The sequence below is a fragment of the bacterium SCSIO 12741 genome (assembly GCA_024398055.1).
Lineage (GTDB): Bacteria > Bacteroidota > Bacteroidia > Flavobacteriales_G > Salibacteraceae > SCSIO-12741.
Window position 1 is genome coordinate 2,454,589 of sequence record CP073749.1, and the last position, 26,134, is coordinate 2,480,722.

The following is a 26,134-nucleotide window of genomic DNA, read 5'->3' on the forward strand; positions in this document are numbered from 1 at the left end:
AATGGCGAAGGGGCGGCAACTTCCGAATTTTGAATGGCTTATTTACCTAACAAAACAAGAACATGACAATTCAATTAGAAACCCAACACCTGGATTCTGTGCTGGAAAAGCATGGCCAGGATATGACCGGAAAAGTGGTGGCCATTACCGGAACCACCAGTGGCACAGGATATATCTGTGCTCGTGAAGTGGCTAAAAAAGGAGCAGCCATCATTTTACTTAACCGCCCAAGCCAACGATCGGCGGAAGCTTTGGCCAAATTGCAAGAAGAAGTACCCAAGGGAAAATTCGAGGCCGTGGATTGCGACCTTCAAAATTTTGCCAGCGTACAAGAGGCCATGGATGCCATTCGCTCGAAGTACGATAAGATCGATGCCTTGGTTAACAATGCTGGGGTGATGGCCTTAAATGATCAAGCGACTGGAGACGGATACGACGTTCAAATTCAAACCAACGTTTTGTCTCACTTTTTGATTACCAAAGAGCTTTTTCCTTTACTCAAAGCTGGTAATGGTGGACGTATTATCAATCACTCTTCCATGGCCCGATTGGGAGGCCCGTTAGAAATGAAATACTTTGAAAAAAATGGAGGCAACTTAGGGGGTGATGGAACAGATGAGGAAAACAACAATTTCCAGGGTCCGAGATGGGAACGTTATCACCAAACCAAGTTGGCCAATGCTGTATTTACTTACGGATTGAAGCAGAAGTTGGAAGAGGCTGGTTCGGATCAGGTTCGCGTTCTGCTTGCCCATCCCGGGTTTGCCATTACCAATTTGCAGTTGACTACGGCTGAGAATGGTGGAATGGAAATGCGTTCCGAATTCAAAGACATGGCTCAATCGGCGGAAGATGGTGCAACTGGAATCATAAGAGCTACCTTGGATCCGGAGGCTCAATCAGGAGACTTTTTTGGGCCAGAGTCTGGGTGGAAAGGATTTCCTGTGCATTTGGAACCCGAAGATTTTTTGTCCAGCGAAGACAACATTCAGGTCCTCTGGGAAGGAAGTGAGAAAGCAGTGGGAACCTTTGCTTTTTAAGGAGCTTCGAAAGCGTTTAAATAGATTCTGAAAAGAGTAGAGCCTGGTTGAAAAATCGGGCTTTTTTTTGACCCCGTTTTAGCGATTGGAGACTACCTTTACCAGCACCTAACCTGGTGAAAAAAGTGAGCCGGAAAAGAATGCTGTTATGAAGAAGATTGAGCCCTTTAAATCCCGAGAAGAAGCCCTGGAAGTTTTAGACAACGGAGGTCGATTTTACAACCTGTGGACCCAAGCCCACGATGGAGTCATTACGCCAGCTGAATTGGGAAAGGCCAGTGGCATTTTTCAGGATAAGCAACAGATGATGTTGTTTTTGGACATGTCGCTTGCTCAACTATCAGTTGAGGATAAAGAAGCTATTCTATCCAGTTTGGATGAATCACTCCAGCAGACTTACACCAAGTTTGCCGTTCATGATTTGAATGCCGAGAATTCTGCCGATGAGGTCGAACTCTCTTCCCTGGCAAAGATTAACGGAGTGCCTCAAATGGTAGATTCCAAATCCATGTTTGAAGGATTTATGATGTTTCCTATAATCACTGGGGATGTTACTACTTTTTCCCTCATTCCGATGTTGGACGAATACCAGGTTTACAACGTGGAGCTTGAAGGCTCCTACGAAGTGATGGTTGCTCATTCCAAGGGCACTGATACTCTGCCTAAAGGCCCTATTACGGTGGGAGGAATCCTCAAAGAATGGTTCGATGGTGATCAGGAAGGAGCCGGTTATTTTCTCGAGATTATCTATTACCTCGATCCCAAAGCGTAGGGTAAAAAATCTTTCAAAAAAAATTCGGGGTCCAATGTTTCTGGTCTTCAGAGCGCTGCGCGTATTTGCTCATTTTGCTCCCCTTTTTTTGCGGCTAAATTCAGGTCGATTTCTTTTTCTGAGACCTAAAATGTATTAATCTTGAGGCCAAATCAAGGGAGACAGTGAACAGGATAGCAATCGTTACTGGAGCCAGCCGAACTAAGGGAATGGGGAGAACAATTTGTCTGGAATTAGCCAGGCAAGGATTTGATATTTTCTTCACGTATTGGCGGGAATACGACGATCAAATGCCCTGGGGTGTTGAAGAAAATGAACCCGAAATCATTCAGCAGGAAATCTGTGATCTCGGCGTCCGCTGTGAAAAACTTGAGCTGGACTTAACCGATGATGTGGCCATCGATGTGCTATACCGAAGTGTCCAGCAAAAGATGGGAACTCCTTCCGTTTTGATCAATAACGCGACTTACAGTACGCCCACTTCCATTGAGAATATTAACGCCTTGGAAATGGACAATCATTACAAGCTGAATGTGAAAGCAACCTCCTTGTTGATTGTAGAGTTTATCAAACGGTTTGAGTTTGAAAATGGGGGACGTATCGTAAACCTTACATCGGGGCAATCGTTGGGAAAAATGCCCAATGAAATTGCCTACGCGATGACCAAGAGCGCCATTGAAACCCTCACTCAAACCCTTTCGAGCGAGATTGCCGCTAAGGGAATCACCATCAATGCAGTTAATCCTGGACCCAATGACACCGGGTGGATGGACGATGACCTCAGAGAAGAAATTAAAGAACGCTTCCCGACTGGAAGAATTGGAACGCCCAAAGACACAGCTAACCTAATCGGCTTTTTGGTAAGCGAAGAAGGAGAGTGGATTACTGGCCAAGTAATTCATTCGGAAGGCGGCTTTAGAAGATAAAGGGGGGGCAATTCCTTTTCCAGAACGACCGTACCCTCTATCCAAAGCCTTAGTTTTTGCTATTTACCGCGATTAGTAATTCAAAGTGAAATCCATTTTGCAACTTAGTTTGCGTCCAATGGAATAGTAGTTTGTGCCCAGGGGCTGCTTATCCGTAAAAAAGCCTTCGGCCAAATGGAATGCATCAACCATTGAATCTGCGGCACCCACATTCTTTTGCCATACTTGCATTTGATACTTGTTCAGTGGCATGGGGTAGAGCAAAGGCGATGTTAGGTTAATGGAGAAATTAATATCCGTTCCAGCGGCGCAGTCACTAACCACAGCGGAGGTGTATAGATCCGTCGTATTGTCCAGTTGAACTATTTTCAGGTAAACGTCAGGTTTGGTAGTGTTCCAATCAACACTATCGGATTTGGCCTTGAGCACGACTTGGGTAATGGCCAGGGAAGTTGGTGCTTTTTGCTTAATGGTCAAACCTACTAAAGCCGTTCTTGAAACTCCGTCTTTACTGGTGCCTCTGAGCGTGACAGTTCTGCTTCCGGCTGTTGTGTAAACCTGCTTAGGATTGGCTTCTGACGATGATTTTACATCTCCAGAACTGTCCGGTACTCCAAAATCCCAGAGGTAGGTAACCACATCTGTGCAGTTGTTTAAAAATTGAATCGTGTCTCCTGTGTAGTAGGTTGTTTCCATGGATTTGATTCCAACGGTAGGTTCAATCGGTTCTGGATCATCCTCTTTTTTACAACTGGCAACAGTCATTAATAGAGCAAGGGCAAAAAGGGTTAAACGTGAAAAGTCAAGTGTATTCATCTTGTTCAGTTATAGCGCCTGCTGTCACACTATTCGCGATGCAAATAATAGAAATGGAACTTTAATAGTTAACAGTTTGGCAGGGGTTAATTGCATCTATAAGTTTTGCTTAAGCGGGGCCAAATCTACAGTCCACCTCTAATTTTTTTACCCGTAGAAATACTGGAAAATACATCTGGCTTGCAAATACCTCAGAGGAGGAATTTAAACGCATTGAAAATCAAGCAGACACCGGTAAATAAATCGTATATAAATACCTTTCACCAGCAGCTCAATTCCAGTCTTTGGAAATAGAAGTATTGGATAAATGAACTGTCTATTAAGTGTTTGAGTGGGTTTTGATTGCCTGGGAACCGTATTTACCCGGGTTTACGTACGTATTTTTAGGGGGTCTCTTTTGGGTAACTTCGGCTCAAGAAGGTTCGATCTTAATAGTTGTAGTTCATCTTGTAATCGTACTTGGCAGTTACGTGATGTGCTTTAGACGAGTACTGAGTGTTTAAGCGTATTCCAGTGGTAAATTGGATCCCATTGATTTTAAAGGCATCAATCATCGAGTCTGGACTTCCAGTTTTACTTTCCCAAACCTCAATCTGGTATTTTTCCGAAGAAAGGGAATAGAGGAAGGGAGGAGCCGATGAGGTGTTGAAAGAGTATTCCCTGTTCATGATGCAGTCTTTCTTAATTTCCGTTGTATAGAGTACTTTGGCTGTGTCCAGCTGAACCATTTTCAGGTAGATATCAGGAGTCGTTGTGTTCCAATCTACATGTAGGGGATTTCCAAAAATGACAATCTCCGAAACACTTATCGATACCGGATCCGATTGCTGAACCGAAAACCCGATTTGAACCGATTCCGAAATTCCATCCTTGCTCGTTCCTGTGAGCGTTACGATTTTGTGCCCTGGGGTAGTATACATCTGAGTAGGATCTGCCAAAGTAGAAGTCTTTACATCCGGCGACCCCGATTCCACACCAAAGTCCCACAAGTAAGTTTCCACATCCTTGCAGTCATTGTAAAACTGGATTACATCACCCGTTTTCACGTTTGTAGGCACATTTTTAATAGCCACCGTAGGTTCAACATCAGGTTTCTCGCAACCCGTTAATACGAGGATAAAAGCAAGAGCAGAAAGAGTAAAGATTGAAAGGTGCAATGATGTTTTCATCGTTTAGAGTGAGTAGGTTACGAAATTTTAATTGGGCCGCAAAATAGGAAAAAAGGGGATTGGTGGTGAATTGGGTTTGGGAATGGTTGGGAGGGTTGGAGGCATAATTTAAAATCAGGATCTCTGAATAGGTTGATTGTTACGGGTGGATGGGTTAATTTAGGCTTGAACTAAACTGTGTACTCCCCTTTGCCAAATTCTTTGAGTAATTGCTTAATTACTTTTGGCATTGCTCAACAACAAGGATTTTAAAGGTCGGAAAGGACAATAAATCATTTAGATGAGACAAGAAACACTACATTTTCATTTCTTCTCCTTGAAGTTTACCCCCTACAAGCATTTAAGCTCAAATGAAAATAGTAATAGTATACTTAGAGGAGTGATTACCTATTTAACAAAGGAATTATTAAATGGAAATGGCCATTTGATTGATAAGAATAGAGGGAATGGCGATGGCTCGAGAGAGTTGTTTTTGACAAGTGCCGTTTTTATGCACAAAGAAAATCGTATTCGATGCTCAATGGCTCTTCTTAGATCTGGTAGAGCTCCAAAAATTAAACCGGTAAATAAATTTGAATTGGTTCCAATTGATACTATTGGATCAATAGCAGAAGAAACTCATTTTTTTATTGATTACAGTAGATCGACTGCAGTACTTTGCGTTGAGTTCAATTACCACGGACCAAGGATTTCAGACATTGAATTTTATTTTCGAAATGTGGCTCGTGATATGTTGAAATTATCTAAAGCAACGGATGTGGATATGTATATGTCCAATAAAATTGATAATACTCTTGCCGAGTTGAAGAATGTCCTGAACATTGATATAAAGATTCAGCCCAGCAAGATTGCCCAAATGGATAAGGATATTGTTGGGAGTTATTTTACTGGCATCAACACAATTGGAAATCGATTGAAACCAAAATATATTAAGCTTGAAGCCTTGTTTCAAACACAAGGAAAAGGGATTAGAAGTTCTGAATTGAATAAGGATGCAAATTCGATGGTTTTAAGCCTTTTAAAGAAGTTTAAAACTAGACCTTTCAATATTGATTGCTTCAACAATTTTGTCGTCCGTTATGAGGATAAGGATGGAAATGAAGAAGTGTTTAATCTTCTAAAAGGAAAAGAAACAATAACCTTGGAAGATGTTGATCTTGACGAGCTTACGAAACGTGTTCATTGGTATGAATTAATTGAAGAGGGGTTTGACAGGTTTATGAATTCTCTGTAATGACGATATTGGATTTATACTTTAGACGACCTGTTTTTTGGGATTACTTGTTTAGTTCAGGAGTAACGGTGTTTGTCTATTTTTTGTACGACAATTGTCTTATCGAACTTATAGATAAGGAAAGATCGATTTCCATGACATCTGATATTGCGAGTGTAGGTCTCACCAGTGCAGGTTTCATATTAACGTTATTAACCGTTTTAATAACTTTTAAAAGCGCATCAAGTCTCTCTAAGGATAATTACGATGAAGATAATTCATTGTTTCAGTTGTTTTTTGTGTCTGATCTTTATTTTCAGACAATTGGGATATTGAAAAATTGCATTAAATCTTTAATTTTCATCTCAGTCATTGGGTTTGGTTTGAAGTCGTTTTTACCGTCAAATTATACCCAATATACCTTCTTTTTTAACATTATTGGATTGTGTATTATTGGGTTTACCTTATGGAGATGTCTTCTTATTTTGACCAAAATTTTGAATTTACAAAAGTGATTTAACCAACTCGTGTTTAAATGGATTTTACTATAGCAATAAGCCTAAGCCATAATTTCGTTACCCCCAATTGTCTCCCAAACAACACTTAAAACCCCCAATGCAAAATACATTGCAGGCCTTGATAAATCAGGGCAACCTCATGGAGTTTCATTCTCCTTTTGATTGGAGATGTAACCCATCACGAGCCCCAGTTAAATCGATAACATGAAGTTCAATCTTTTGGTCCTTCTCCTAGGAAGTTTGTTGCTCTGGTCTTGTGCTGAGGAGAATCAGCCGGAGCAGGAAGAAGTTCAAACTCCGGAAATCTCCTTTCAAAACAAGGGCCATGAATTGGTCTACGAACTCTCGCAGCGAGTGGGAAATTATGAAAAGCTACGTGGTCTAAAGGATGTGGTTTATACCTGTACCTACCTTTCACCCACCGGTCAATCGGATGTGTCAACCGAGAAATACATTTTTGATGGCGAGCTATCCTATGGTATCTATGAGCGGCATGATCGTACCCTGGCCAAATTGGAGGGAACGATTGAGCAAGCTTATGATGGTGAAGAGTTCTGGTTAAAACATGAGGGTGAACTACTTGAAGATAGTTCGGCTTTAGAGGGAGTAGCATTCAAACGACCTACGAATTTCTACTGGTTTACCATGTTCCAAAAACTATTAGACCCTGGACTGAAGTATGACTACCTGGGTGAAAAACAAATCGAAGGACAGCTATACGATGTGGTGGCCATTTCCTTTGATTTTCCATCGGATAAACCCACGGATATTTACCAAATCTACCTCAATCAAAAAAGTGGTTTGGTGGATCAGTTTCTCTTTACTGTGGTGGATTATGGGGTGATGGAAAAACCGCTTTTGATGCAGCTCGAATACGAAGAAGTAGATGGTTTATGGATTCCCAGTAAACGGCGGTACAAAAAATCTACCTGGGAGGCCGAAATCAATGATCAACCCTGGATTGAAGTGACCTGGTCCAATATTCAATTTAATGCGGGCTTAACCCAGGAGGATTTCAAAGCTATTTAGGGGAGGCAGAATTTTTATAATTTGCGGCTAATAAACTTTCCGAGTTTAATGTAAACCCCTCATGATGACCGAACCTGAAGTATTAGACAGCGACTTTACCACCTCCTCCGAACGACGTAGAAAGCTATTACCCCTCTGGATAAAAATATTCCTGTGGATTTTTATGGTGTTTGGCTTCATTGCTCCAGCTGGCTTCATTTTGGGCTTGTTGGGAATGGAATTTAACCTGGCACTGTATGGATTTGAAACGACCGATCCGTTATCACTCATTGGTTTAATGGTTATTGGCTTATTCGCCATCAAAGGGGCGGTTTCATTTGGACTTTGGACGGAAAAGAATTGGGCGGTGAACCTGGCCATGGTGGACGCCGTTTTGGGAATTGCCATTTGCACAGTGTCTATGATCATCCTGCCTTTTATGTTCCCCACCTTGGGCTTCGAATTTACCGTGCGTCTGGAGTTGGTTGCCTTGATTCCCTACCTGATTAAGATGATGCGAATTCGGGATGAGTGGAGTCAGCGGGGGTGATCTTGAATTTTAAATGATCATTTTAAATTTTCAGGTGTTTCATTCTAATCGAAATCTATTTTGAGTGATCCATTGTATAAAGTGACGAACGGTGGTCAAAATGGGGACCTTTTGGTGCTACTCTTTTTATTGGTGCCAGTAGTTATTTATCTGCCTTTTTCTGGGTTAGATATTCTCTGCGTGAGCTTGGTGATCATGGCACTGATTGGATTGATGGTTTTCGGAGTCAGGAAAATACGCTCATCTGCTTTCGAGCTTAGTTTTTATTCCGATGGTGTGGAAAGGAAATTCAAGCGTGGTTCTATCAAACAGCGGTTTTCTTACGATCAACTAATGGAGGTTCACTATTTTCAATCTTCAAGAGGTAGTAGGTCTGTTTTTGTATTCCAAGATGAACAGTCACAATTTAAATTGGAGGTGAATCCTGGAGTGTCCGGATATGATTACTTGGACTTCCTCAGATTTATAAAAGACAAGAACCCTGAGGTGCGAACTTTTATAGAACCTAAAGGATCTGAGCTGTATTTACAGGTGCGAAAGGAGGTGTTTGGAGATGAGATTTGAAAGTGCTGCCACCTGGTAAGTAGGCCGTCAATGCGGTAAAGAATTGAGTAGCGAATCCGCTTACCAATTTGTGTTAGGATTAAACCATCATCAACCTACTTCAGCAAGTTAAAATGCTGGTAAATCTCTTCCTTTTTTGAACTGCTTATCGGGATTTCATTTCCATTAATGAGAAGGTGCATCGAACCCACTTTGTCGATATGACTGAGGTTAACCAGGTAGGACCGGTGCGGTTGGATAAACTTGGATTTCGGGAGCATTTCCAGAAGTTGCAAAAAGGTCTTTCTGACCAAGTATTTACTCTCTTCGGTATAGATTTCCAGGTATTTCATAGAGGACTTCACAAACAAGATATCATCGGCCTGAATCTTCGAAAAGTAATCGTCCTTTTTTACAAATAAGGTTTCCTGAAGGCCTTCGGAAGAAGTCTCTACACGGGGTTGTCCATTTTCGGTTTCCGAAGTGATTTGTTCCTGAAAAGTTTGGATGGCAATTTCCAAGGCTGCGTAGATCTCCGAATTTTTAAAGGGCTTGATCAGGTAGGCAGAAGGCATCTGTTGGGCCGCCCGTTCGATGGTTTTTTTATCGTTGTAAGCGGTGAGAAAGATGATGGGCATCCGGTGTAATTTTCGAACCTGTTGCGCCAATTCGATACCGTCCATATCTCCATGGATGTTGATGTCGAGCATACAAACATCGGTATCGTTCTTGCCCAGAATATGCAGGGCTTCTTCAGCGCTTCGAGCCTGACCTGAAACCTGATAACCCATCCGTAGCAATTCATCCTTGATGAGGTCGGAGGTAATGAATTCGTCTTCTACGATGAGTATACTTATGTTTTTCATGGGCTCTTTTAAAAGGTTACTTCAAATCGGGTTTCTCCAGGTTTGCTCTGATAGCTAAACTGTCCATGAATTTGCCAGGAAAGTCCTTTGATCAGGGTCATGCCCAGTGATTTGGATTGATTGATGTCTAAGTTCGGATCTAGTCCAATTCCGTTATCTTCTACGGTCAACAGGTGTTTTCCATCTTTCCCTTTTTTGAGCGCTACCGAAATCTCACCTTCGGTTCTGCCCTTAAAGGCATGCTTGTAGGTATTGCTTACCAATTCATTAAAAATGAGGGACAGGGGAGTAGCCACATCAATGTGCAATTCAATATCGTCGATATCAGCGTTGATGGAAATGTTTTGGTCAGGTCGTTGATTTACACTTTCTATTTGGCGAACCAATTCCACGGCCAGTCGCTGAAAGGAGATGTATTGAAATTCTTCATTCTCGTACAAGCTTTTGTGGATCAATGCAATGGATTCCAATCGCTGCTGGCTGACTTCGAGGTAGGATTTGACTTTGTCGGGAGCCAAGCCGGCCTGTTTTTGTAGCAATCCGGAAACCACCTGAAGGTTGTTCTTGACCCGGTGATTTACCTCTTTGAGCAGCAATTCTTTGGTTTTGAGATCCGCTTTGGTTCGCTCGTTTTGTTCGGCAATAATCTTGTTGGCTGTTTTTACTTTTCTAAAAAAGAAGAGAATCAGCAAACTCACCGCTACCAGAAGACACACAATAACGATAAGCAAGCGTTGCCGGGTTTGATCGGATTTGACTTGAAGGTCGAGGTTGTTTACTTGCAGCTTCTGAATCTGGAGTTCTTCTTCTTTTTTCTGGGTTTGAAATTCGGCTGCCGCAAAAATGAGCTGCTGGCGGCCTTTCTCCCGATTCAATGAGTCGCTAATGTGATTCGACTTCTGAAAATAACCGTAGGCTTCAGCTGTTTTGCCTTGGGCCAGTTTACATTTTCCATACAATTCGAGAACCGCAGCATGCTGATCCTTAAAATCCCATTTACCCACCAGAGAATCTAAGGATTGAACCATAATCAAAGCGTTGTCCACCTTGCCGTGATACAGGTAAAAATCGGCCAGTTTTCTCATGGACGAAACCTGAATGTTGTATTCCTTGACGTAGATGGCCGAAGCCAATTCATCCTCCAAGATGTTAAGCACAAAGGAGTAGGGTTTTTCCTGCCAGCCCATCAAATGCATATTGGCCAGAATCAGGTTCCGGAAATAGGTTTTGTAACCTTCTGGTTTGTAGTGCCCAAAGGGAATGCTATCTACCCGATCTACAAATTCGATGGCCTGTTGAAAGTAGTAGGTAGCACTATCTACTTGACCCATTTCCCGAAAGGTGAGGCCTACATTGTTGTAATAGGTGCTGGCATGATACCAGGCCTCCTTATCAATGTAATTTCGGGCGACTTTTTTGTAATAATCCCGGGCTAACTCATAGTTTCCTTCGCTGTAATAAGCATTCCCCAGATCCATGTAATCGGAAAGATAGTCGACCTGTTTTTCGTGGTACTTCAGGAGCCTATGCCGAGATTTTAATAAGGCAATCACTTCCTGATTTCTGCCATAGCTTTTGTACACTTCGATCAGTGCTTCAAAAATGATCAGTTTCCGTTCAAAATCCAGATCGCTTTCAATTTTCACCAAGTCCTTTCCAAGCGAAAAAGGGGTTTCCAGAATAGAATTCAGGTAGTGGATTCGAAAGAGGTAAAAATTGACCCGGGAGAGGTAGGTGGGGAAATCTGTTTCGGCCTTGTCCCGGGCTTTTTCGAGTTGTACCACATAGTGTTGAGAGATGGGGTGAATAGGCACCATGATATCTTCCCGGGTAAGGATATCGTGAAATTGAAAAAGACGGTGATAATCCGAGGTATCGTTAAAGTTGGTATCGACCATAGCCATTTCCAGGCTATCTACATACTTGAAATAGTCCCGCCCCACAGCCAACTGACTACAAAAGATGAGGATTCCGGCAAGGGAAAGGAGGGCTTTTGGCATCTAACGAAGAAAGCACAAAATGGCCAGAACTGAAAAAAAATGGGTCGAACGAGTCATTTTGGGGAACGAAATAGGGAAATGAACTTCATTCCTGAATCACCCGGTTCCGTCTCATCACCATCTTGGTTCAGGACATAAATGCGGAGAAGGTTAAGCATTGTGTTAGCCTTGTTTTCAAATTCCAAAACCCATTGATTATGAAGTATAAACGAATCCAAGGTAGACTGGCCCATTGGGGAAGCCTTTGCTTCTTGAGCCTGTTGGTCTCCTTAGTTGGGTATTCCCAGGAAACCGTATCCAGTGCTGGAGCTACCTGGAAAACATCCAATCACGTTTTTGAATACGCCCTGGGAGAGCCCCTTATCGAAACCTATTCAGGTGGATCAGGGACTTTTACCACCGGGGTGTTACAGCCCGAATTGGTCATCACGGCCATTGACGCAAAAGAAGCTGAACTAAGCGCCATCATGGCTTACCCCAATCCTTTTTCGAGTAGGCTGACCTTTAAAAGCGATGCTGCTATTGAGCGCATTCAGATCAGAAGCATGCTCGGAGTGGAGGTGTTTAACGACTCCTTCGAAAACCAAAATTCAATCGAAACCCTCAACTGGAAACCTGGAACTTATATAGGCAGCGTTTGGACCAAAGGATCAGCCGAACCTGTCAACTTTCAATTAGTTAAAACCCATTAAGATGAGAACTTACATTCAATTTTTCCTTGCCCTTGCCTTGCTTTTTGGGGGATAGCCCTGAAAGCACAATCTCCTCAGGAGATCAATTATCAATTTGTAGTACGCACCGCTGCTGGAACGGTAGAAGCCAATTCCAACGTAGGTGTACAAATCAAGATTTTCGAACCGGATACCAATGGTGTAGCTGTTTATGAAGAAGAACACAACGTAACCACCAACGCCTTTGGCTTAGCCACGCTACGAATCGGAACAGGAACAACCTCCGACGACCTTTCCACCGTGGATTGGAGCAATGGAGCCTTTGTTTTACAAACCGCAGTAGATTTTTCCGGTGGAACCAATTATACCGTTTTGGGCGTGAGCCCACTGGTGTCCGTACCCTTCGCCCTACATGCCGAAAATGTGACCAACGATAAGGTATACGATGGCGATAGCAGCCAGGTAAATGAATTGCAGATGTTGAGCGTTTCCAACGACACCTTGTACCTCAGCCAAGGAGGCTCCGTGGTACTTTCAAGAGACTTGGTGTTTGACGGAGATAGCAGCTTGACCAATGAGTTGCAGACCCTCAGTATAACTAAGGATACCATCTATTTGACAGATGGCGGATCGGTTGTACTTCCTCCGGGATTTGATGGGAATTACAACTCCCTAACCAATGTTCCGGCCGACAAAGTATACGATGGAGACAGCAGCGCTACTAATGAAATTCAGTCCTTGAGTATGGCTAATAACGTGATTTCCCTGACCAACGGCGGATCCGTAACCTTGCCCAACGATTCCATTTTTGATGGAGACAGCAGCATGACCAACGAGATTCAAACTTTAAGTATTTCCGGAACTTCCCTTTCCCTAAGCAAAGGTGGCGGCTCCGTAACCCTACCCAGCGGTGGGGGTGGTGATAACATCAGTGATACCGATAACGATACCAAAATTGAAGTGGAAAAAGCCATCGATGAGGACCTGATTCGATTTACCGTTGAAGGAGACGAAAAATGGAGAATGGACGGAAACGCTCTCGAAGAGGGAAACAATTGGGACAATATTTTTATTGGAGTGGATGTTGGAGATGCCATTTTGCCGGGTGCCGAGGATAATGTAATCATTGGCTCCTCAACAGGTACAACCATGGACAGGGGCGATCGAAATACGATCATTGGAACAGCCTCGTTTACCAAGGCAACTTCGGGTGATTTTAACTCCGTAGTAGGTAATCAAACGACCCATAACTTAACCTCTGGTAATTTGAATTCGGGAATTGGAGCTTTTGTCTTCTACGATATCACTACTGGGAGCAATAACAGTGCTCTGGGACAAGGATCCCTATCCAATTTAGTAACTGGAAACTACAATGTTGGATTGGGTCGGGCTACCGGGTTAAAAGTGACCACCGGGCATTCCAATGTTTTTATTGGAGATCAGGCCGGTGGAAATACAGCAACCAACATCAGCAACAAGTTGTATATCGATAATACCAATACCAATTCTCCGCTTATTTATGGTGATTTTTTAACCAATGAATTGACCATTCATGGGAAGTTAATGGTGGATGGTGACTTAGTTCCCAAAACGGCAAATACCCAAAGTTTGGGAGCCACCAATGCTCGCTGGGCGGCTGTGTATGCGACTAACGGAACCATTCAAACCTCCGATGTACGCCTAAAGAAAAACATCCGACCCTTGGAATATGGCCTGTCTACCGTCCTGGAAATGCGTGCCGTTTCCTACAACTGGAAAGACACTGCGCGAACCGAAGATAAAATTGGATTTATCGCCCAGGAATTGGAGCAGCTTATTCCGGAGGTGGTGATTGTTGGAGAGGATTCCGCCCAGACCCGTGGAGTGAATTATGCCGAATTAGTGCCTGTATTGGTTAAAGCTATTCAAGAGTTGGAAGCCAAAAACAAAGAATTGGTTCAGGCAAATGCGGAGCAACAAAATCAATTTGACGAGTTGGAAGCTAAGCTGGATCAACTCATGCAGATGTACTCCTTACAGGTTACCGAAGCTGTAAAATAGAGAGAACTTTTTATAAGTGGGAGCCCTTCGGGTAATTCGATGAATAAACTCGAAAACCAGCGAAACCCTTTCTGAAACAGGAAGGGTTTCGTGGTCTATTATCCGGTATAATAAAAGAGGCTGGTTTCGGCTACTCTATTTTAAATGGGATTGCATCCATTGGATGGTGCTTTGGGCCACTCCTTCGTGGTAATGCTGGCGGGAGTAGATACCATACTGACCCTTGTTTAGGGTCTGCACATTGGCTTCCATCGATTCGAATCGTACAAATCCGTGATCCGCTCCCCGAATTACCTCTGCTTTTGCCTTACCCGGATGACTGTGATTCACCGTTCTTTCAATGGCGTAGATATGGTTTGCATGGAGAGCCTGAATGTCGAACTCACCATACAGCGCCAAAACCTGGGATTCAACCTGTGACCAATAGCGGGTGAGATTCAAATTTTGAATACCCGACCAATAGGTATAATGGCGATGAATAAATTGCCCTTGCTCAAAGCTTTTAAGGCTTCCTTCGGCTTCCAGCATCTGGCGGATTTCGGCATTCTTCAAAATTTCTTCGTTCGATTTTTGAGCCACCAACATTTCATACCAGAAAGGCGTGGCGTTTCGAATGTCCATTTCCACCACCGAATCCGGGCTGTTGAAGTAAACTCCTTGCACCCGGGTCAGTTCCTGCATGTATTCAAACCAGGTGTTGATCACGGTTCCGTAGGTAATGATGCCTTTGGGCTTGAACTCCGATCCCAAAATTGGGGCAATGATTCCGCCAATAGAATGACCGAAAATGAAAATGTTATCCGGGTCAATTTTGGGATTTGATTCCAAGTCCTTGTACCCGTTTCTAAAGGTTTCGATCTCTTCCTCAAAGTTGAGTTCCAGGCAGCTTTTTTTACTGTCGCTATCTCCCATGCCTGGTTTTTCGATGCGGTATACAGCAAAGCCGGCCTTTACCCATTGGTCCACCATTTTGCGCGTTGGGCTTTCCTGGGCAAAGGCCAGATCCACAGACTGACAGGGATACCCTTGAATAAAGAAAACCACAGGAGGTTTTTCTTTGCCCTTGGGTACATGTAACATCGTGCGTAAACGATTACCTTCATATTCGACTGATCCATAATGAACATCGGCTATTTCGGATTGCTCCTGGGGCCGGGCCACTGCCTTCCCCTTTACTGTTTTGAGTTTTCCGCCGCGGTAAAGTTTAACCACCAATTGATCTCCGGCCCGGTATTTTCCGACTTCAGAAAGTATATCCTGAATGGTATTGATGGGAGCTTCATTGAGTTCCGTAATGATGTCGCCCGCTTTTATTTTCATTCCTTCGGCCGTTGACCCGTCTACCACTGAGCGGATGTAAAGCCCTTTTCCTGGTGTGGTTTTATGGACAGCTGCAAGGGAGTCGTTGACCAATTCCAACATGACTCCCAATGATGTTTTTCGCCTCAAATCCGAGGTTTGACAAGAAAGTTGAAGGAATGCCGTGAGAACAAATAGAGTGAGGATAGTACGTTTCATGATTTTAGGATTTGCGTTGTGGGAATTGGTAGTTGCCTTCCTTCATTTGACCGCGAATGGCATCCAGTCTGGGTTTAAACTGTTCCGGGCAATGAGTTTCGCACAGATCGAGGGCTTTGTTAGCTGTCTTTTGATTTCCCAAAAAATAATGGGCCACTCCGCGGTAAAGCATCATTCCCCAATCTTCCGGATGTTGCTTGAGTCCTTGGCTCATCAGATCGGCCGCTATTTGATCCTGCTTTAATTTGAGGAGTGTGGCTCCCATGTAGTGAGCTTCGTCGGCGGTGAAGTCTTCGTCGCCCAATCCCTGGAGAATTTCTTCCAGTTCATCGGTTCTTCCCAAGGCATCCAGAATTTCAATTTTGGTACTCAGATTCACAAAACTCAGGTGGCCGGCAAATCCACCGTAGCCGCCATTAATGGAACGGTTGACCCAGGTTAGAGCTTCTTCCAGGTTGGTCTGGTGACTTACACACCAAGCAGCGGCATCGTTCCAGGCTTCCCATTGGTAGGTGTTGGTGCCGTTGAGCTCGTAGCGCCATTTTTCAACCGCCGTTGCCGGTAGATCTACCGAAACGGTGAAGGGAATCATACGGTCGGCCCACTTGAGGGCAAATTGACAACTGTTTTCCTGACGTTTTACCACCGCGTAGGTCAAGTATTCGTGAAAGTCGGATGCGGTATCTTTTACCGTTACCCGTAGAACTACATCATTATCTACATCCAGGTAATAACTGCCCCAGAGGTTATCGGGTCGGGCAAAGAGTAAGGTGTGCTCATGGCCATTGGGAATAATGTGAAAACCATAAGAACCGGCTTTTAGGGTTTGCCCTTCAATTTTTACATCGGTATCAAAACTAATGGTCGTGTTTTCATTGGCGCCGGCTCGCCACGGGATGGGATCTCCGTTTTGGGGAATGGTTCCCGGATTCGTCCACACTTCTCGTCCATAGGTGGAAGGACTGTGGTAGCTGATTTTTACGAAAGTAACTCCCACCTGCTGGGTCATACTGGCTGCCGGACTCGGCTTGGGCATCGTGAGCGTGTGAAACTGAGCGTTCAGTTGGAAGCTCAGAATCGTAAGAAGAGCAAAAACGGTTAATCTCATCCATCTGATTTTGCAACAAAAGACCGAATAAGGCGCTTTTTCAATGGGGTAATAATTGCTAATTAACCAGTCAACCGCTGAGAAAGCCAATCGTACAATAGCCTGGTTAGATTGCTGGGCGGGTGCACTATCTTGCAGGATCTTAGCGGCTATGAGTTTAATCGGTTCCATACAAAACCTGCAGCAAGGCCCCGTTTTGGGGTTTGGCGAAGGTCGATTTGTTCGCTCCAATCTGAATCGTTTTGAGAAAAGCGATGCTGCTTCACCACTCTCCTTGAAAATTGTGCGCAATGGCGCTGAAAAGTATCAGGTGGGATCGCAGGCTTATAAGGTGCAATCGGGTCAGGTGTTATTGGTGAATCGGGGGGAGGCTCTGGAGACTCAGGTCCATTCCAGGGAGAATACGAGTGGTGTTTGCATTTACCCTCCAATGGATCTTATTGAGGAGGTGTATTTTCATCGGAAAACTTCCCTGGATCAGCAATTGGAATTTTCTCCGAAACCCGAGGGAAGCTATCATTTTACCTCCCGGGTATTTCGGCTGGATTTGGGAAATGGCTTAACCCACTATTTAAACCAATCCATTCATCACCTGGAAGACTCCACCCCAAAAGACGAATCCTGGTGGTTGGACTTCTACCTAAACTTAGCCGAACATATGGTGAGTGACCAAATGGAGGTAGAATCCAGTTTGCAACGGGTAGTTTCCGTGAAAAAGCAAACCCGGGAAGAATTATACCGACGAATTCTCAAGGCCAGAGACTACATTCACGATCACAAATTTGGAAGTATTGACCTGGATACCCTCGCTCAAAACAGCAGCTTGTCCAAGTTCCATTTTCTGAGGACATTTAAAGCCATTTTCGGGAAATCGCCTTACCAATATCTGCTTCAGCTTAAGATAAAAGAAGCACAAGTTCTTCTGGATCAGGGAGTCTCGTATCAGGAGGCTGCTTTAGCTGTTGGATATTCCGATGGGAAGAACTTACGTAAGGTTTTGGTAAGTAAGAAGTGCATTTGAGAAGATTTTGTGGAATCGAATTATCCGATTGGTTAATTTAGAGTCAAACTAAACTAAACTGTATTCTTCTTGTTGAAAACACCGATCTCTATTAAGAGGTTGCTCTGTTTGTCAAATCTCGTCCAGTGTCTTGGCAGGAGATAACAACATGTTGTTATACATATTTCGCGTGCATTAAATGCCTGGAAAATGATTCACGAGATCTACCTCAACTACCTTGAGCGGTATCCCGAATGGAAGGGGAGCGCCTTCAAGCGTGGTTTGCTAAACGATATTGAATTCCTTCTTCGCTACAACCGAAAGGGAGGAGATGACTTCTATTCTTTTTTGATTTGGCAGCTCGAGTTGCTGCGTACCCTGGAAATTGAAGAGGAGGCCTTTTTTCGGTTGCTTCAGCTCTGTCAGGAAATGGGAGCGATAAACCTGGATGAGAACTTTGGGCCACGTCTTTCGGCATTATCCCATTTAATCGTCAATGGGGCAGAAAAGGATGTTGAGCGAGTGGCCCAGGCTTTTGACTTCCATGTTCGATTGTTTAGCGATATTGACCCAGCGGCTCATGTGGATCATACCGCCAAAATTAAATCGGACTTAGATTTTATCCTTCATTTTCTGCACCGGTCCAGAGCCCAAAAAGAGGATTCCCTATTTGAACTGTTTTTGAATTGGCACCGTCATTTGTTGGAGGCTATTGGCGTCAAGAAAATAGCTTTGGTGCGCATGCTTGTGAGTCTTCAGGTTTTTATGCCCACAGAAGACAAGGAGGTACTCAGAAGAGCCACACGAGCGCTGGTTAAAAATCAGTTCGTCGAGTGGAATACGGCCTCCTCCAAAGCCGAACAAATTGCCCAGATTCACATTCGGTTGTTTGATGGGTTGGACAAGCACGCGGCCCTCAAGTACAAGGAGCACATGGTAAACGATGCCGAAAAGCATTTGGCATTTTTGGATCAGGCATTTCAGGCCCAGAGTGAAATTCTGTTTATCGAATACACCAATTGGCTCAAGTCTACTTTGGGCAGTTTGGGAATAGAGGCACTAACCATTATTCGTTTTATGGCTACCCTGCGAATGGTCCTGAATCCCGACAATCCGAGTATGACGGCTATGTTGGATGCGGGCATTCAAAATCTGGTTGCAGCCCAACAGAAAAATCAGAAAGAATCATCATCCATGCTTATCCCAGAGGCTGAGAAATATTTGGAAATTCTCCTGGAAGGTGATCGAACCAAAGCCAGTAACTATATCCTGGATTTGGTGCACAAGGGCATGCCTGTGCGGGACGTATACATCGATATTTTTCAATCAGCGCAATACGAAATCGGTCGGTTATGGGAACAGAATGAGCTGTCCGTAGCCCAGGAGCATTATTGCACGGCAACTACTCAAATGATTATGTCGCTGTTGTTTCCCCAAATCATGTCAGCCTCTTCCAATGGCAATAATGTGGTGGCCACCTGTGTAGGAAGTGAGTTGCATGAAATGGGAATTCGAATGGTGGCCGATTTTCTCGAAATGGAAGGGTGGAATACCTATTACATTGGGGCCAACGTTCCGCATGAGGCCATCCTTGAATCGATAAGTAGAAACAAGGCACATATCCTGGCCCTTTCAGTTACCCTTACACCGCATATCAAAAATGCCGTTCAGCTCATCGAAGCCGTTCGGTATAAGTTTCCGACCCTGAAAATTTTGGTGGGAGGTTATCCTTTTACCAAAGATCCCGAATTGTGGTCGCGGATTGGTGCAGATGCCACAGTAGGGTCCGTACTGGAGGTCCACAAACAAGCTTCACGATTACTGGAATCATGAAAAGAAACAACGGTCATTACCTGGTCTTGTTGATTGATGAAAATGGATGCATTTTGAATGTGCACCGAAACGATTTTGAGCAGGGAGTGTATCACAAAACCGTATTAGAAATGGCGGATTCTTACAGCATGAAAAAGATGCTGTCTTTTCTCACGACCCTCAAAAATGAGGGACAGGTGGAAGGTTGGGAAATCAATATGCAGTTTGAATCTCGTCTGGCCTCTTTGTTTTTTTCGGGGGAACTCATCGACAAGGGTATATTCTGGTGGCTGCCCAAAGTCGCTGGCAGTCAAAAAATGGGCTTAGCTCTTGGTTGAATTTAGACCCGAGTATAGGATTGATGTCCCATCAAAATGGTGAAGAAAATGGAAGACTATCCGAGGTTTACCCCGTTGCTCAGGAATCCTTTGATCGCTTAACGCTACTTAATAATGAAATGGCCAATATGCAGCGTCAATTGGCTAAAAAGAACATTAAGCTTGAGGAATTGAACCAGGCTTTGGCCGACAAAAATGCTCAGCTCGATCAGTTTGCTCATGTGGTTTCGCACGATCTAAAGTCACCCTTAACCAGTATTGTTGGTTTGTTGGAGCTGATTGAAAACGGAAATCGGGATGAGTTGAGCGATGGAGTTATGGAGCTGTTTGAATTGGTGAAACAGCAGAGCCAAAGAATGGGAGATTTGATTTCGGGTATTTTGGATTACTCCCGAGCCGATCGGGTGAATGAGGATATAACCGAGTTTAACCTGAGAGATCTAATCGATGAAATAATGCTTTCCCTGAGTAAGCCCAGAAGTTTTCAGGTGATTCTACCCGATTACTACCCAGATCTGAAATGCAGCTACATTCAATTGGGGCAGATTTTGACTAACCTCTTGAGCAATGCCATTAAGTATCACGATAAGTCTTTCGGTAAAATTGAGCTTATAGTGCAGCCGGTAGATAGTCAGGTGCTCAAAATGGCCGTTTCCGATGATGGTCCGGGAATTCCAGAAATGTATCATGAAAAGCTCTTTACGCTGTTTGAAACAGCCAATCAATCCAACCGCACCGATAGTACTGGTGTTGGATTGGCCATCGTGAAGAAATTAGTAGAAAAGGCTGGTGGCGAAGTTGGATTAAATTCAAAAGTCGGGCATGGATCAGAATTTTGGTTTACCTGGCCGATAAAACATGGATAGGATGAAGAATCATTTCAATTGGGCCCTTGAGGATACGATGAGCCATACATCCTTGCTTTTTGATTGGGAGCCCGAGATGCGCCCCGGGGAGTATAGTTTTCAACTCCTGAACCCAGGGCCCAAGGAAATTCAAGTAGAGAGCCAGGGATGGCTATCCGCCAAGGGTAAGGCCAGCTTGAAGTATGCCCGGTTTCGCTCGGCCATCATCGATATCGCCACCATCATGATCTATCCTACGGCTTCTCCTGAACAGCTGCCCGTTTTTGCTTCTGAATGGGTTTGTGTGATGAACAATCTGCATGTCATTGTGATGGATGTATCCTACCTGACCGACAATCGGGCGGTGGCCGATTTGGTCCATTTGAGGCAGTCCTGGGCTCCCCAATTTCCGGAACAGAAAAGTTACCCGGAATGGTTTTCGGAAATCGCCTCTCCGCAGTCGGTATTCTCTAAAGCCACACTGGAAGCGATGGATGAGGTGCGAGCCATGTACAATGACTTTTTGACCTATACAACCAACCAGATTTATACGCCCAATTATCCTCTTGCTCATTCTGGCATTGATCATGATTTGGTTAGGGAATACAAAAGTCATCACGCTACCCATTCGCCAGCCCGATCCATTGTGAAGGACGAAAATCGTGAATGGCTCGAATTGTTTTTGAAGGATTATCATTTTGGAATACATGATGTTACTGTCTGAAGTTTTAAAAGAACGAACCGCGAAATCTCATCGAGAGATTGAAAAATGCGAAGGGCTAAGGAACTTGCTTTCGCCGGATTTAACCTTAGCCGAATACCTGCTGATTCTTCAGTGCTGGAAATCCTTTTTGGGGCCTATTGAACGGGCCATGAATTCGATGGAGGAAATGGCTGGTTTAATGGATGATCTGGCCACTCGGAAAAAGATTCCCTGGTTGGATGCTGATATTCAAAACGGTGGATTGGGAGCCAAGAGGGTAGTGCCCGATTCAAAAATGGCCTTGTCCACTCCAGCCGTTTTTTGGGGATATCTTTATGTAATCGAAGGCTCAACCTTAGGAGCTCGGGTCATTACCAAAAAACTTGTCCAGCATGGAACGATTCCCAAAACCTGTTTGAATTTTTATTTCGGCTACCGGGAGCAGGCTTACCCGAAGTGGGCCATATTTAAGCAGGCCCTTGACGCTTGGGGAGAACAGCATCCCGATAAATATGAGGAAGTCGTTGAAGCCGCAATGGATGCCTTTGATTCCTTAAGGAAGGTGATTGATTCCAATTATTCCAAGGAGAATTTAGAGCAAGTAATAGCGGGCGTAAATCCATCGTAAAACTTCAATCGGTTTTGGTTAATTTCGGATCAGACTAAACTGTATCTCCAAACGCTATGAGCGAAATCATAAACAGGCTGAACGAGCTGGATGCCGAAGAAGTAAAAGAAGCTTTCCAAGAACTGCTGCAGGACTATTTAACTCCGGCTTACGGCTCCATTTCCAAACGGGATTTTGATATTCTGCTCTTTATCAAATTGCAAAAGCTGGGCATTTTTGATCGGAATCCCAAGATCTATGAATTGGTATCTGAGCTCCGCGTAACCCGTGCAAAGGCGAGAAATCTGTTGTACGAATCCAAACTCAGACAAACCAGTAAAGCTGAACTCGATCAGGAGTTAAAGGAACTGCTCAAAAAGCCCATATTTCTCCCCGATAAAAACAACGACAAAATCGGAATTGAAATTGATAATCCCTTTTTGATCGATCACCTGAGGGCCAAGTTAAAAGGCTTGAATCACATTACCGATGGATCCTTTTCACCCGAATTGGTGAGGTTAACCACCGATGCGTTTACCTCCTTGTTTGAATCCTACCTCCCTGAAGAATCCAAAGCGGGAATTCGGGCCGCGTTCATCGAAATGGGTGTAGAGTCCGACGCCTCCTTCAAAGGAGTGTTGAAAGGTGCATTCAAAAAACTCGGTTCCAAAATTGCCGATGATGCCGGGGGACAGGTGGCCGAATCTGTCGGGGAATACCTGGGACCAGTTATCGATGGAAGCATTGAATTGGTGAAGGATCGTTTTATAGGGTTGTTCACCAGTGAAGAATGAAGGCACAGCTTGCCATAACCTGACAATTATTCTTTCAAAAGATGGGTCAATGTTCCGATCTATTTTGATCGAAATGGATAAATTGCCACCATGATCACCCCACTTACCTCCCGACTTCATCAAACCCTCAATCAACTTGAGAAATTTCCCCATGAATCCTTTGATATTGATGTGGCCGTTTCCTACCCACTTTTAAAAAAGGCCAAGCAAATTCTACTCGAAGAAGCCGGCAAAAAGGAAAAGGGCGACCGAATTGTCCAGAATGAAATTCTATCCAATAGATTGGAGGATATTGTTCGGCGCATTCTTTACAAGCTGCTTTCGGTTGGTGTTACTTATGAATCGGATGCAAAACTGGTGGAAGAGTGCACTCAATATGTACTGGAGTACGTCGTGAAGAACTATCCGGGACATCTATCGTGGCGGCCAATCAATATGGGTGTTCATACCAGCGGGGAGGTAAAGAGTCTGGATGCAAAAGTCAATTTGACTCACTTGGATTTACCCAGCCCCTGGGAAGAATTGCATTACGGGATAGAGAATTCACTGTTTAGCTGGAATGGAGAGCGGTGGAGAATATCACCCCTGGGAAAGTTCTTTAAATCTCTTTCTCTGTCAAGCGGGACTGTTTTCTTATTGATGCTTGAGAATTACTTGAACGTGCCCGAGCGCAATACGGCATTTAATGCCAATCCATGGCACATGAGCAAGGAGTTTTTAAAGGCTTTTATGGCTGAGGGGAAATCCTACTTAGATATCGGAGAGGAAATGTATGACCTAAGGAAGTTCGATCCGAATATGTATTACCTGAATCGGTTGGAACAGTTTCAATTGGCCAATACAGTGGATCGAACCGAGGATATGAGAGCTACACCGCCTGAGTTGGATGGAATTCAGGTGTTTACCATGGCTGACGATGTTTACGAAACCTCTTTAACTGATTATGGAAAAGAAATAGTGCTACGTGTGCTGGATGAATCTCCCAGTGTATTGCGGAGTGTGCTGGAAAACCTAATCACTTTTGAGCTTTCAGGCCACGAGTACTTCAATTCCGCCGATAAAACGGTTGTCAAGGAACTGCAGGATAGGGCGGAAAAAAATCGGGAAATGGTTGGAGATCAACTGGAACCCCTTCAAGACATTTGTACAAATCTTTTGGAGCGAAAATGGGACATCCTGACCTTACGTTCCATTCCCCCGACCATTGAGCGAATTCTCAAGAATATGCTCATTGAGGCTGGAGAAGTCAAAAAGAGCGATTCCTCGATTACACTCGGTGGAATCACCAAAAAAATGGAAAAGTTAAACTCGGATGGAAGGCCAATTATTCCCTTCGACACGATCCAATATGTAAGGCAAATAGACCGGAATTCCCTGGCCCATGGCAGCATTTCACCCAATGGGGGAATTAGAGAATCATTGATTAATCTGATGGTGAATGTGCTCATTAAGATTTTGGACGACTATGAAATGTGGAAGGCCAAATCTAAACCCGTCTGATCGGCAAGAACCAGGAGCGAAGTAATTCTCACTTACCCATGCGAATAGTATTTATCATACTCCTCATTATCCACGCCTCGATCCATTTATTCGGATTTCTCAAGGCCTTTGGATTCGCTGAATTCGAGGCGTTAAAGCAACCGATTACAAAAGGTTTAGGCCTATTCTGGTTACTTGCTTTTGGCTTACTTCTCGCTACGGCGATAGCTTTTCTGATGTCCTCAGAGCGGTGGTGGATTATCTCCTTCTTCGCTTTAGTTGTTTCCCAGGTTCTCGTTTTCTGGTTTTGGTCGGATGCGAAGTATGGTACAGTGCTCAATCTTCTCATTCTAATACCCACGATACTCGGCTATGCTGATTTCAGTTTTCAGAAGAGGCTTGGTTTGGAAAGGGCTGAGTTGTTCGATCAAACCCAATTTCTGGATCAGAATTTAGTGAGGCCGGCCGATGTTTCAGTCTTGCCGCCTGCCGTTAAAAAATGGCTTATGAATAGTGGGGTGGTGGGTAAGAAAAGAGCTTCCAATGTTTACCTCGTTCAGGAACTTCAACTTCGATTAAAGCCTGATCAGTCTGAATGGAACTATGGAAAAGCCGATCAGTATTTTTCGATTGAACCACCGTCTTTTCATTGGAAGATGAACATGGATATGAATGCCTTGATGAGCGTGGCAGGCAGAGATCAATACAAAGAGGGAAAAGGGGAGATGCTTATTAAAATACAATCCTTAATTCCCGTAGCTGATGCCAAAGAGGATAAGAAAATTGATCAAGCCACACTACAGCGCTACTTAGCTGAGATGGTTTGGTTTCCCTCCGCAGCGCTGAGTTCGTACGTAAAGTGGGAACACCTAGATGAACACTCAGCCAAAGCAACTTTCAGTTATCAAGGAGTAACTGGATCGGGTGTTTTTCATTTTGATGAGGCCGGTGCATTCCAAAAGTTTGTGGCCATGCGTTACAAAGATGCCAAGGATCCTAAGCCCACAGAATGGATCGTGTCTGCGCTAAAAACCGAGGAGAAAAACGGAATAAAAATTCCAACCGAATGTGAGGCCAGTTGGACCTTAGAGAATGGGTCGTGGACCTGGCTTAAGCTGAGAATTGTGCAACTGACCTACAATGTAGAAAAACAAGGTTCTATTTAAACACTCCGGGCAGCAGTTTTCTGTATTGTTTTTGACCATCCTTGGTTAAGTAAGGATAGAGGATTATCATGAGGTGTTGGGTTTGATTCTCAATAAAACGTTCATCCAGATTTACGTCATAGGTGGCCGAGTTGTAGATACAGGTATTACTGAAGCCAATCATTCTTTCGATCAACAACTTACGCTCGTTTTCATATCCGAAGTCGCTCAAAATTCCTTGGCTCATCAAGTAATCAAACAAATAGATGTAGCCTTGAAAACGATGTTCGTAAACCTTTTTATAGTGGGCTCTTATCTTTTCATTGAGCCGCAATAGGCGGTACATATCTGTCCAAAAGAAGCGGTAGTCGACCATCCGTTTTAGGCTTTGAAATATGTCCTGGTACATCATTTCAAGTGTGATTTCAGATTCGCCTAAACGCTTAACTCGATCATCAAACTCCTCCACCATTTCAAAGTAGAGGGCTTCCAATATGTCTTCTCTTTTTTTAAAGTGATAATTCAGATTACCGGAGCTCATGTTTAATTTTTGAGCAATCATTCTGATAGTCACTTCACTAAAGCCTTTTTCGTTGAACAATTGTTTGGATTCGGATAGTATTCTTGACTTGGTATTATTCATTAGTAAACTT

The 26,134-nt window shown here is 43.8% G+C and carries 25 protein-coding genes; 18 read left to right on the plus strand and 7 right to left on the minus strand.

Going from position 1 to position 26,134, the window contains the following annotated elements; genetic code table 11:
- Nucleotides 1-62 precede the first annotated feature (62 nt).
- The 3 genes from KFE98_10395 (at nt 63) to KFE98_10405 (ending at nt 2,738) form a co-directional block, all read left to right on the plus strand.
- A complete protein-coding gene (locus tag KFE98_10395) occupies nt 63-1,040 on the plus strand; it encodes an SDR family NAD(P)-dependent oxidoreductase (protein UTW64521.1) in 978 nt (325 codons plus the stop codon).
- 148 nt (nt 1,041-1,188) lie between these two features.
- Nucleotides 1,189-1,812 carry a hypothetical protein gene (locus tag KFE98_10400; GenBank protein UTW64522.1) on the plus strand — a complete coding sequence of 208 codons (624 nt, stop codon included), beginning with the start codon at nt 1,189-1,191 and terminating at the stop codon, nt 1,810-1,812.
- A gap of 164 nt (nt 1,813-1,976) precedes the next feature.
- Nucleotides 1,977-2,738, plus strand: a complete 762-nt coding sequence (locus tag KFE98_10405; GenBank protein UTW64523.1) for an SDR family oxidoreductase — start codon at nt 1,977-1,979, stop codon at nt 2,736-2,738.
- A 72-nt stretch (nt 2,739-2,810) separates the two neighbouring features.
- Here the strand turns inward: KFE98_10405 and KFE98_10410 are convergent, their stop codons facing one another.
- Together KFE98_10410 and KFE98_10415 are read right to left on the minus strand one after the other, a co-directional pair.
- On the minus strand, nt 2,811-3,554 hold the full coding sequence (locus tag KFE98_10410) for a PKD domain-containing protein (protein UTW64524.1): 744 nt from the start codon (nt 3,552-3,554) through the stop codon (nt 2,811-2,813).
- Nucleotides 3,555-3,982: 428 nt separating this feature from the next.
- Nucleotides 3,983-4,723 carry a PKD domain-containing protein gene (locus KFE98_10415; protein ID UTW64525.1) on the minus strand — a complete coding sequence of 247 codons (741 nt, stop codon included), beginning with the start codon at nt 4,721-4,723 and terminating at the stop codon, nt 3,983-3,985.
- A gap of 280 nt (nt 4,724-5,003) precedes the next feature.
- Between KFE98_10415 and KFE98_10420 the strand changes: the two genes are divergently transcribed.
- The 4 genes from KFE98_10420 (at nt 5,004) to KFE98_10435 (ending at nt 8,576) form a co-directional block, all read left to right on the plus strand.
- Nucleotides 5,004-5,957: a hypothetical protein gene (locus KFE98_10420; GenBank protein ID UTW64526.1), complete on the plus strand. Its 954-nt coding sequence runs from the start codon at nt 5,004-5,006 to the stop codon at nt 5,955-5,957.
- Nucleotides 5,958-6,658: 701 nt separating this feature from the next.
- Nucleotides 6,659-7,483, plus strand: coding sequence for a hypothetical protein (locus KFE98_10425; GenBank protein ID UTW64527.1), 825 nt, complete (start codon nt 6,659-6,661; stop codon nt 7,481-7,483).
- Between the two features lie 61 nt (nt 7,484-7,544).
- Nucleotides 7,545-8,012: a hypothetical protein gene (locus KFE98_10430; protein UTW64528.1), complete on the plus strand. Its 468-nt coding sequence runs from the start codon at nt 7,545-7,547 to the stop codon at nt 8,010-8,012.
- A 60-nt stretch (nt 8,013-8,072) separates the two neighbouring features.
- Complete coding sequence (locus tag KFE98_10435; protein ID UTW64529.1) at nt 8,073-8,576, plus strand: hypothetical protein; 504 nt, start codon at nt 8,073-8,075, stop codon at nt 8,574-8,576.
- 95 nt (nt 8,577-8,671) lie between these two features.
- Here KFE98_10435 and KFE98_10440 read toward each other — a convergent pair whose 3' ends face one another.
- Both KFE98_10440 and KFE98_10445 read right to left on the minus strand, forming a co-directional pair.
- Entirely contained in the window at nt 8,672-9,421 is a 750-nt protein-coding gene (locus tag KFE98_10440) for a response regulator (GenBank protein ID UTW64530.1), read from the minus strand.
- A gap of 8 nt (nt 9,422-9,429) precedes the next feature.
- The gene (locus KFE98_10445; GenBank protein ID UTW64531.1) at nt 9,430-11,421 is read right to left on the minus strand and encodes a tetratricopeptide repeat protein; all 1,992 of its coding nucleotides are present in this window, start codon (nt 11,419-11,421) and stop codon (nt 9,430-9,432) included.
- Between the two features lie 197 nt (nt 11,422-11,618).
- Here KFE98_10445 and KFE98_10450 point away from each other — a divergent pair, with 197 nt between their 5' ends.
- A complete protein-coding gene (locus tag KFE98_10450) occupies nt 11,619-12,113 on the plus strand; it encodes a T9SS type A sorting domain-containing protein (GenBank protein ID UTW64532.1) in 495 nt (164 codons plus the stop codon).
- Nucleotides 12,114-12,392: 279 nt separating this feature from the next.
- Nucleotides 12,393-14,132 carry a tail fiber domain-containing protein gene (locus KFE98_10455; GenBank protein UTW64533.1) on the plus strand — a complete coding sequence of 580 codons (1,740 nt, stop codon included), beginning with the start codon at nt 12,393-12,395 and terminating at the stop codon, nt 14,130-14,132.
- A gap of 135 nt (nt 14,133-14,267) precedes the next feature.
- Here KFE98_10455 and KFE98_10460 read toward each other — a convergent pair whose 3' ends face one another.
- Together KFE98_10460 and KFE98_10465 are read right to left on the minus strand one after the other, a co-directional pair.
- The gene (locus tag KFE98_10460; protein ID UTW64534.1) at nt 14,268-15,650 is read right to left on the minus strand and encodes a PDZ domain-containing protein; all 1,383 of its coding nucleotides are present in this window, start codon (nt 15,648-15,650) and stop codon (nt 14,268-14,270) included.
- 4 nt (nt 15,651-15,654) lie between these two features.
- Complete coding sequence (locus tag KFE98_10465) at nt 15,655-16,758, minus strand: DUF2911 domain-containing protein (GenBank protein ID UTW64535.1); 1,104 nt, start codon at nt 16,756-16,758, stop codon at nt 15,655-15,657.
- A gap of 151 nt (nt 16,759-16,909) precedes the next feature.
- On the opposite strand from KFE98_10465, the gene KFE98_10470 reads away from it, so the two are divergent.
- The 9 genes from KFE98_10470 to KFE98_10510 all read left to right on the plus strand — a co-directional run bounded on the left by KFE98_10470 (nt 16,910) and on the right by KFE98_10510 (nt 25,502).
- Complete coding sequence (locus KFE98_10470; protein UTW64536.1) at nt 16,910-17,779, plus strand: helix-turn-helix transcriptional regulator; 870 nt, start codon at nt 16,910-16,912, stop codon at nt 17,777-17,779.
- A 189-nt stretch (nt 17,780-17,968) separates the two neighbouring features.
- On the plus strand, nt 17,969-19,591 hold the full coding sequence (locus KFE98_10475) for a cobalamin-dependent protein (GenBank protein UTW64537.1): 1,623 nt from the start codon (nt 17,969-17,971) through the stop codon (nt 19,589-19,591).
- Complete coding sequence (locus KFE98_10480; protein ID UTW64538.1) at nt 19,588-19,908, plus strand: hypothetical protein; 321 nt, start codon at nt 19,588-19,590, stop codon at nt 19,906-19,908. Before KFE98_10475 ends, KFE98_10480 begins: the two co-directional genes overlap by 4 nt.
- On the plus strand, nt 19,905-20,774 hold the full coding sequence (locus tag KFE98_10485; protein ID UTW64539.1) for a HAMP domain-containing histidine kinase: 870 nt from the start codon (nt 19,905-19,907) through the stop codon (nt 20,772-20,774). The genes KFE98_10480 and KFE98_10485 overlap by 4 nt, the downstream gene beginning before the upstream one ends.
- A gap of 1 nt (nt 20,775) precedes the next feature.
- On the plus strand, nt 20,776-21,477 hold the full coding sequence (locus tag KFE98_10490; GenBank protein UTW64540.1) for a hypothetical protein: 702 nt from the start codon (nt 20,776-20,778) through the stop codon (nt 21,475-21,477).
- A complete protein-coding gene (locus tag KFE98_10495; protein ID UTW64541.1) occupies nt 21,461-22,084 on the plus strand; it encodes a biliverdin-producing heme oxygenase in 624 nt (207 codons plus the stop codon). The genes KFE98_10490 and KFE98_10495 overlap by 17 nt, the downstream gene beginning before the upstream one ends.
- Before the next feature lie 56 nt (nt 22,085-22,140).
- On the plus strand, nt 22,141-22,857 hold the full coding sequence (locus KFE98_10500; protein ID UTW64542.1) for a hypothetical protein: 717 nt from the start codon (nt 22,141-22,143) through the stop codon (nt 22,855-22,857).
- Nucleotides 22,858-22,947: 90 nt separating this feature from the next.
- Nucleotides 22,948-24,357, plus strand: a complete 1,410-nt coding sequence (locus tag KFE98_10505; GenBank protein UTW64543.1) for a hypothetical protein — start codon at nt 22,948-22,950, stop codon at nt 24,355-24,357.
- 38 nt (nt 24,358-24,395) lie between these two features.
- Nucleotides 24,396-25,502 carry a hypothetical protein gene (locus KFE98_10510; protein UTW64544.1) on the plus strand — a complete coding sequence of 369 codons (1,107 nt, stop codon included), beginning with the start codon at nt 24,396-24,398 and terminating at the stop codon, nt 25,500-25,502.
- Here KFE98_10510 and KFE98_10515 read toward each other — a convergent pair.
- Nucleotides 25,495-26,124 carry a TetR/AcrR family transcriptional regulator gene (locus tag KFE98_10515; GenBank protein UTW64545.1) on the minus strand — a complete coding sequence of 210 codons (630 nt, stop codon included), beginning with the start codon at nt 26,122-26,124 and terminating at the stop codon, nt 25,495-25,497. The genes KFE98_10510 and KFE98_10515 overlap by 8 nt on opposite strands.
- Nucleotides 26,125-26,134 lie beyond the last annotated feature (10 nt).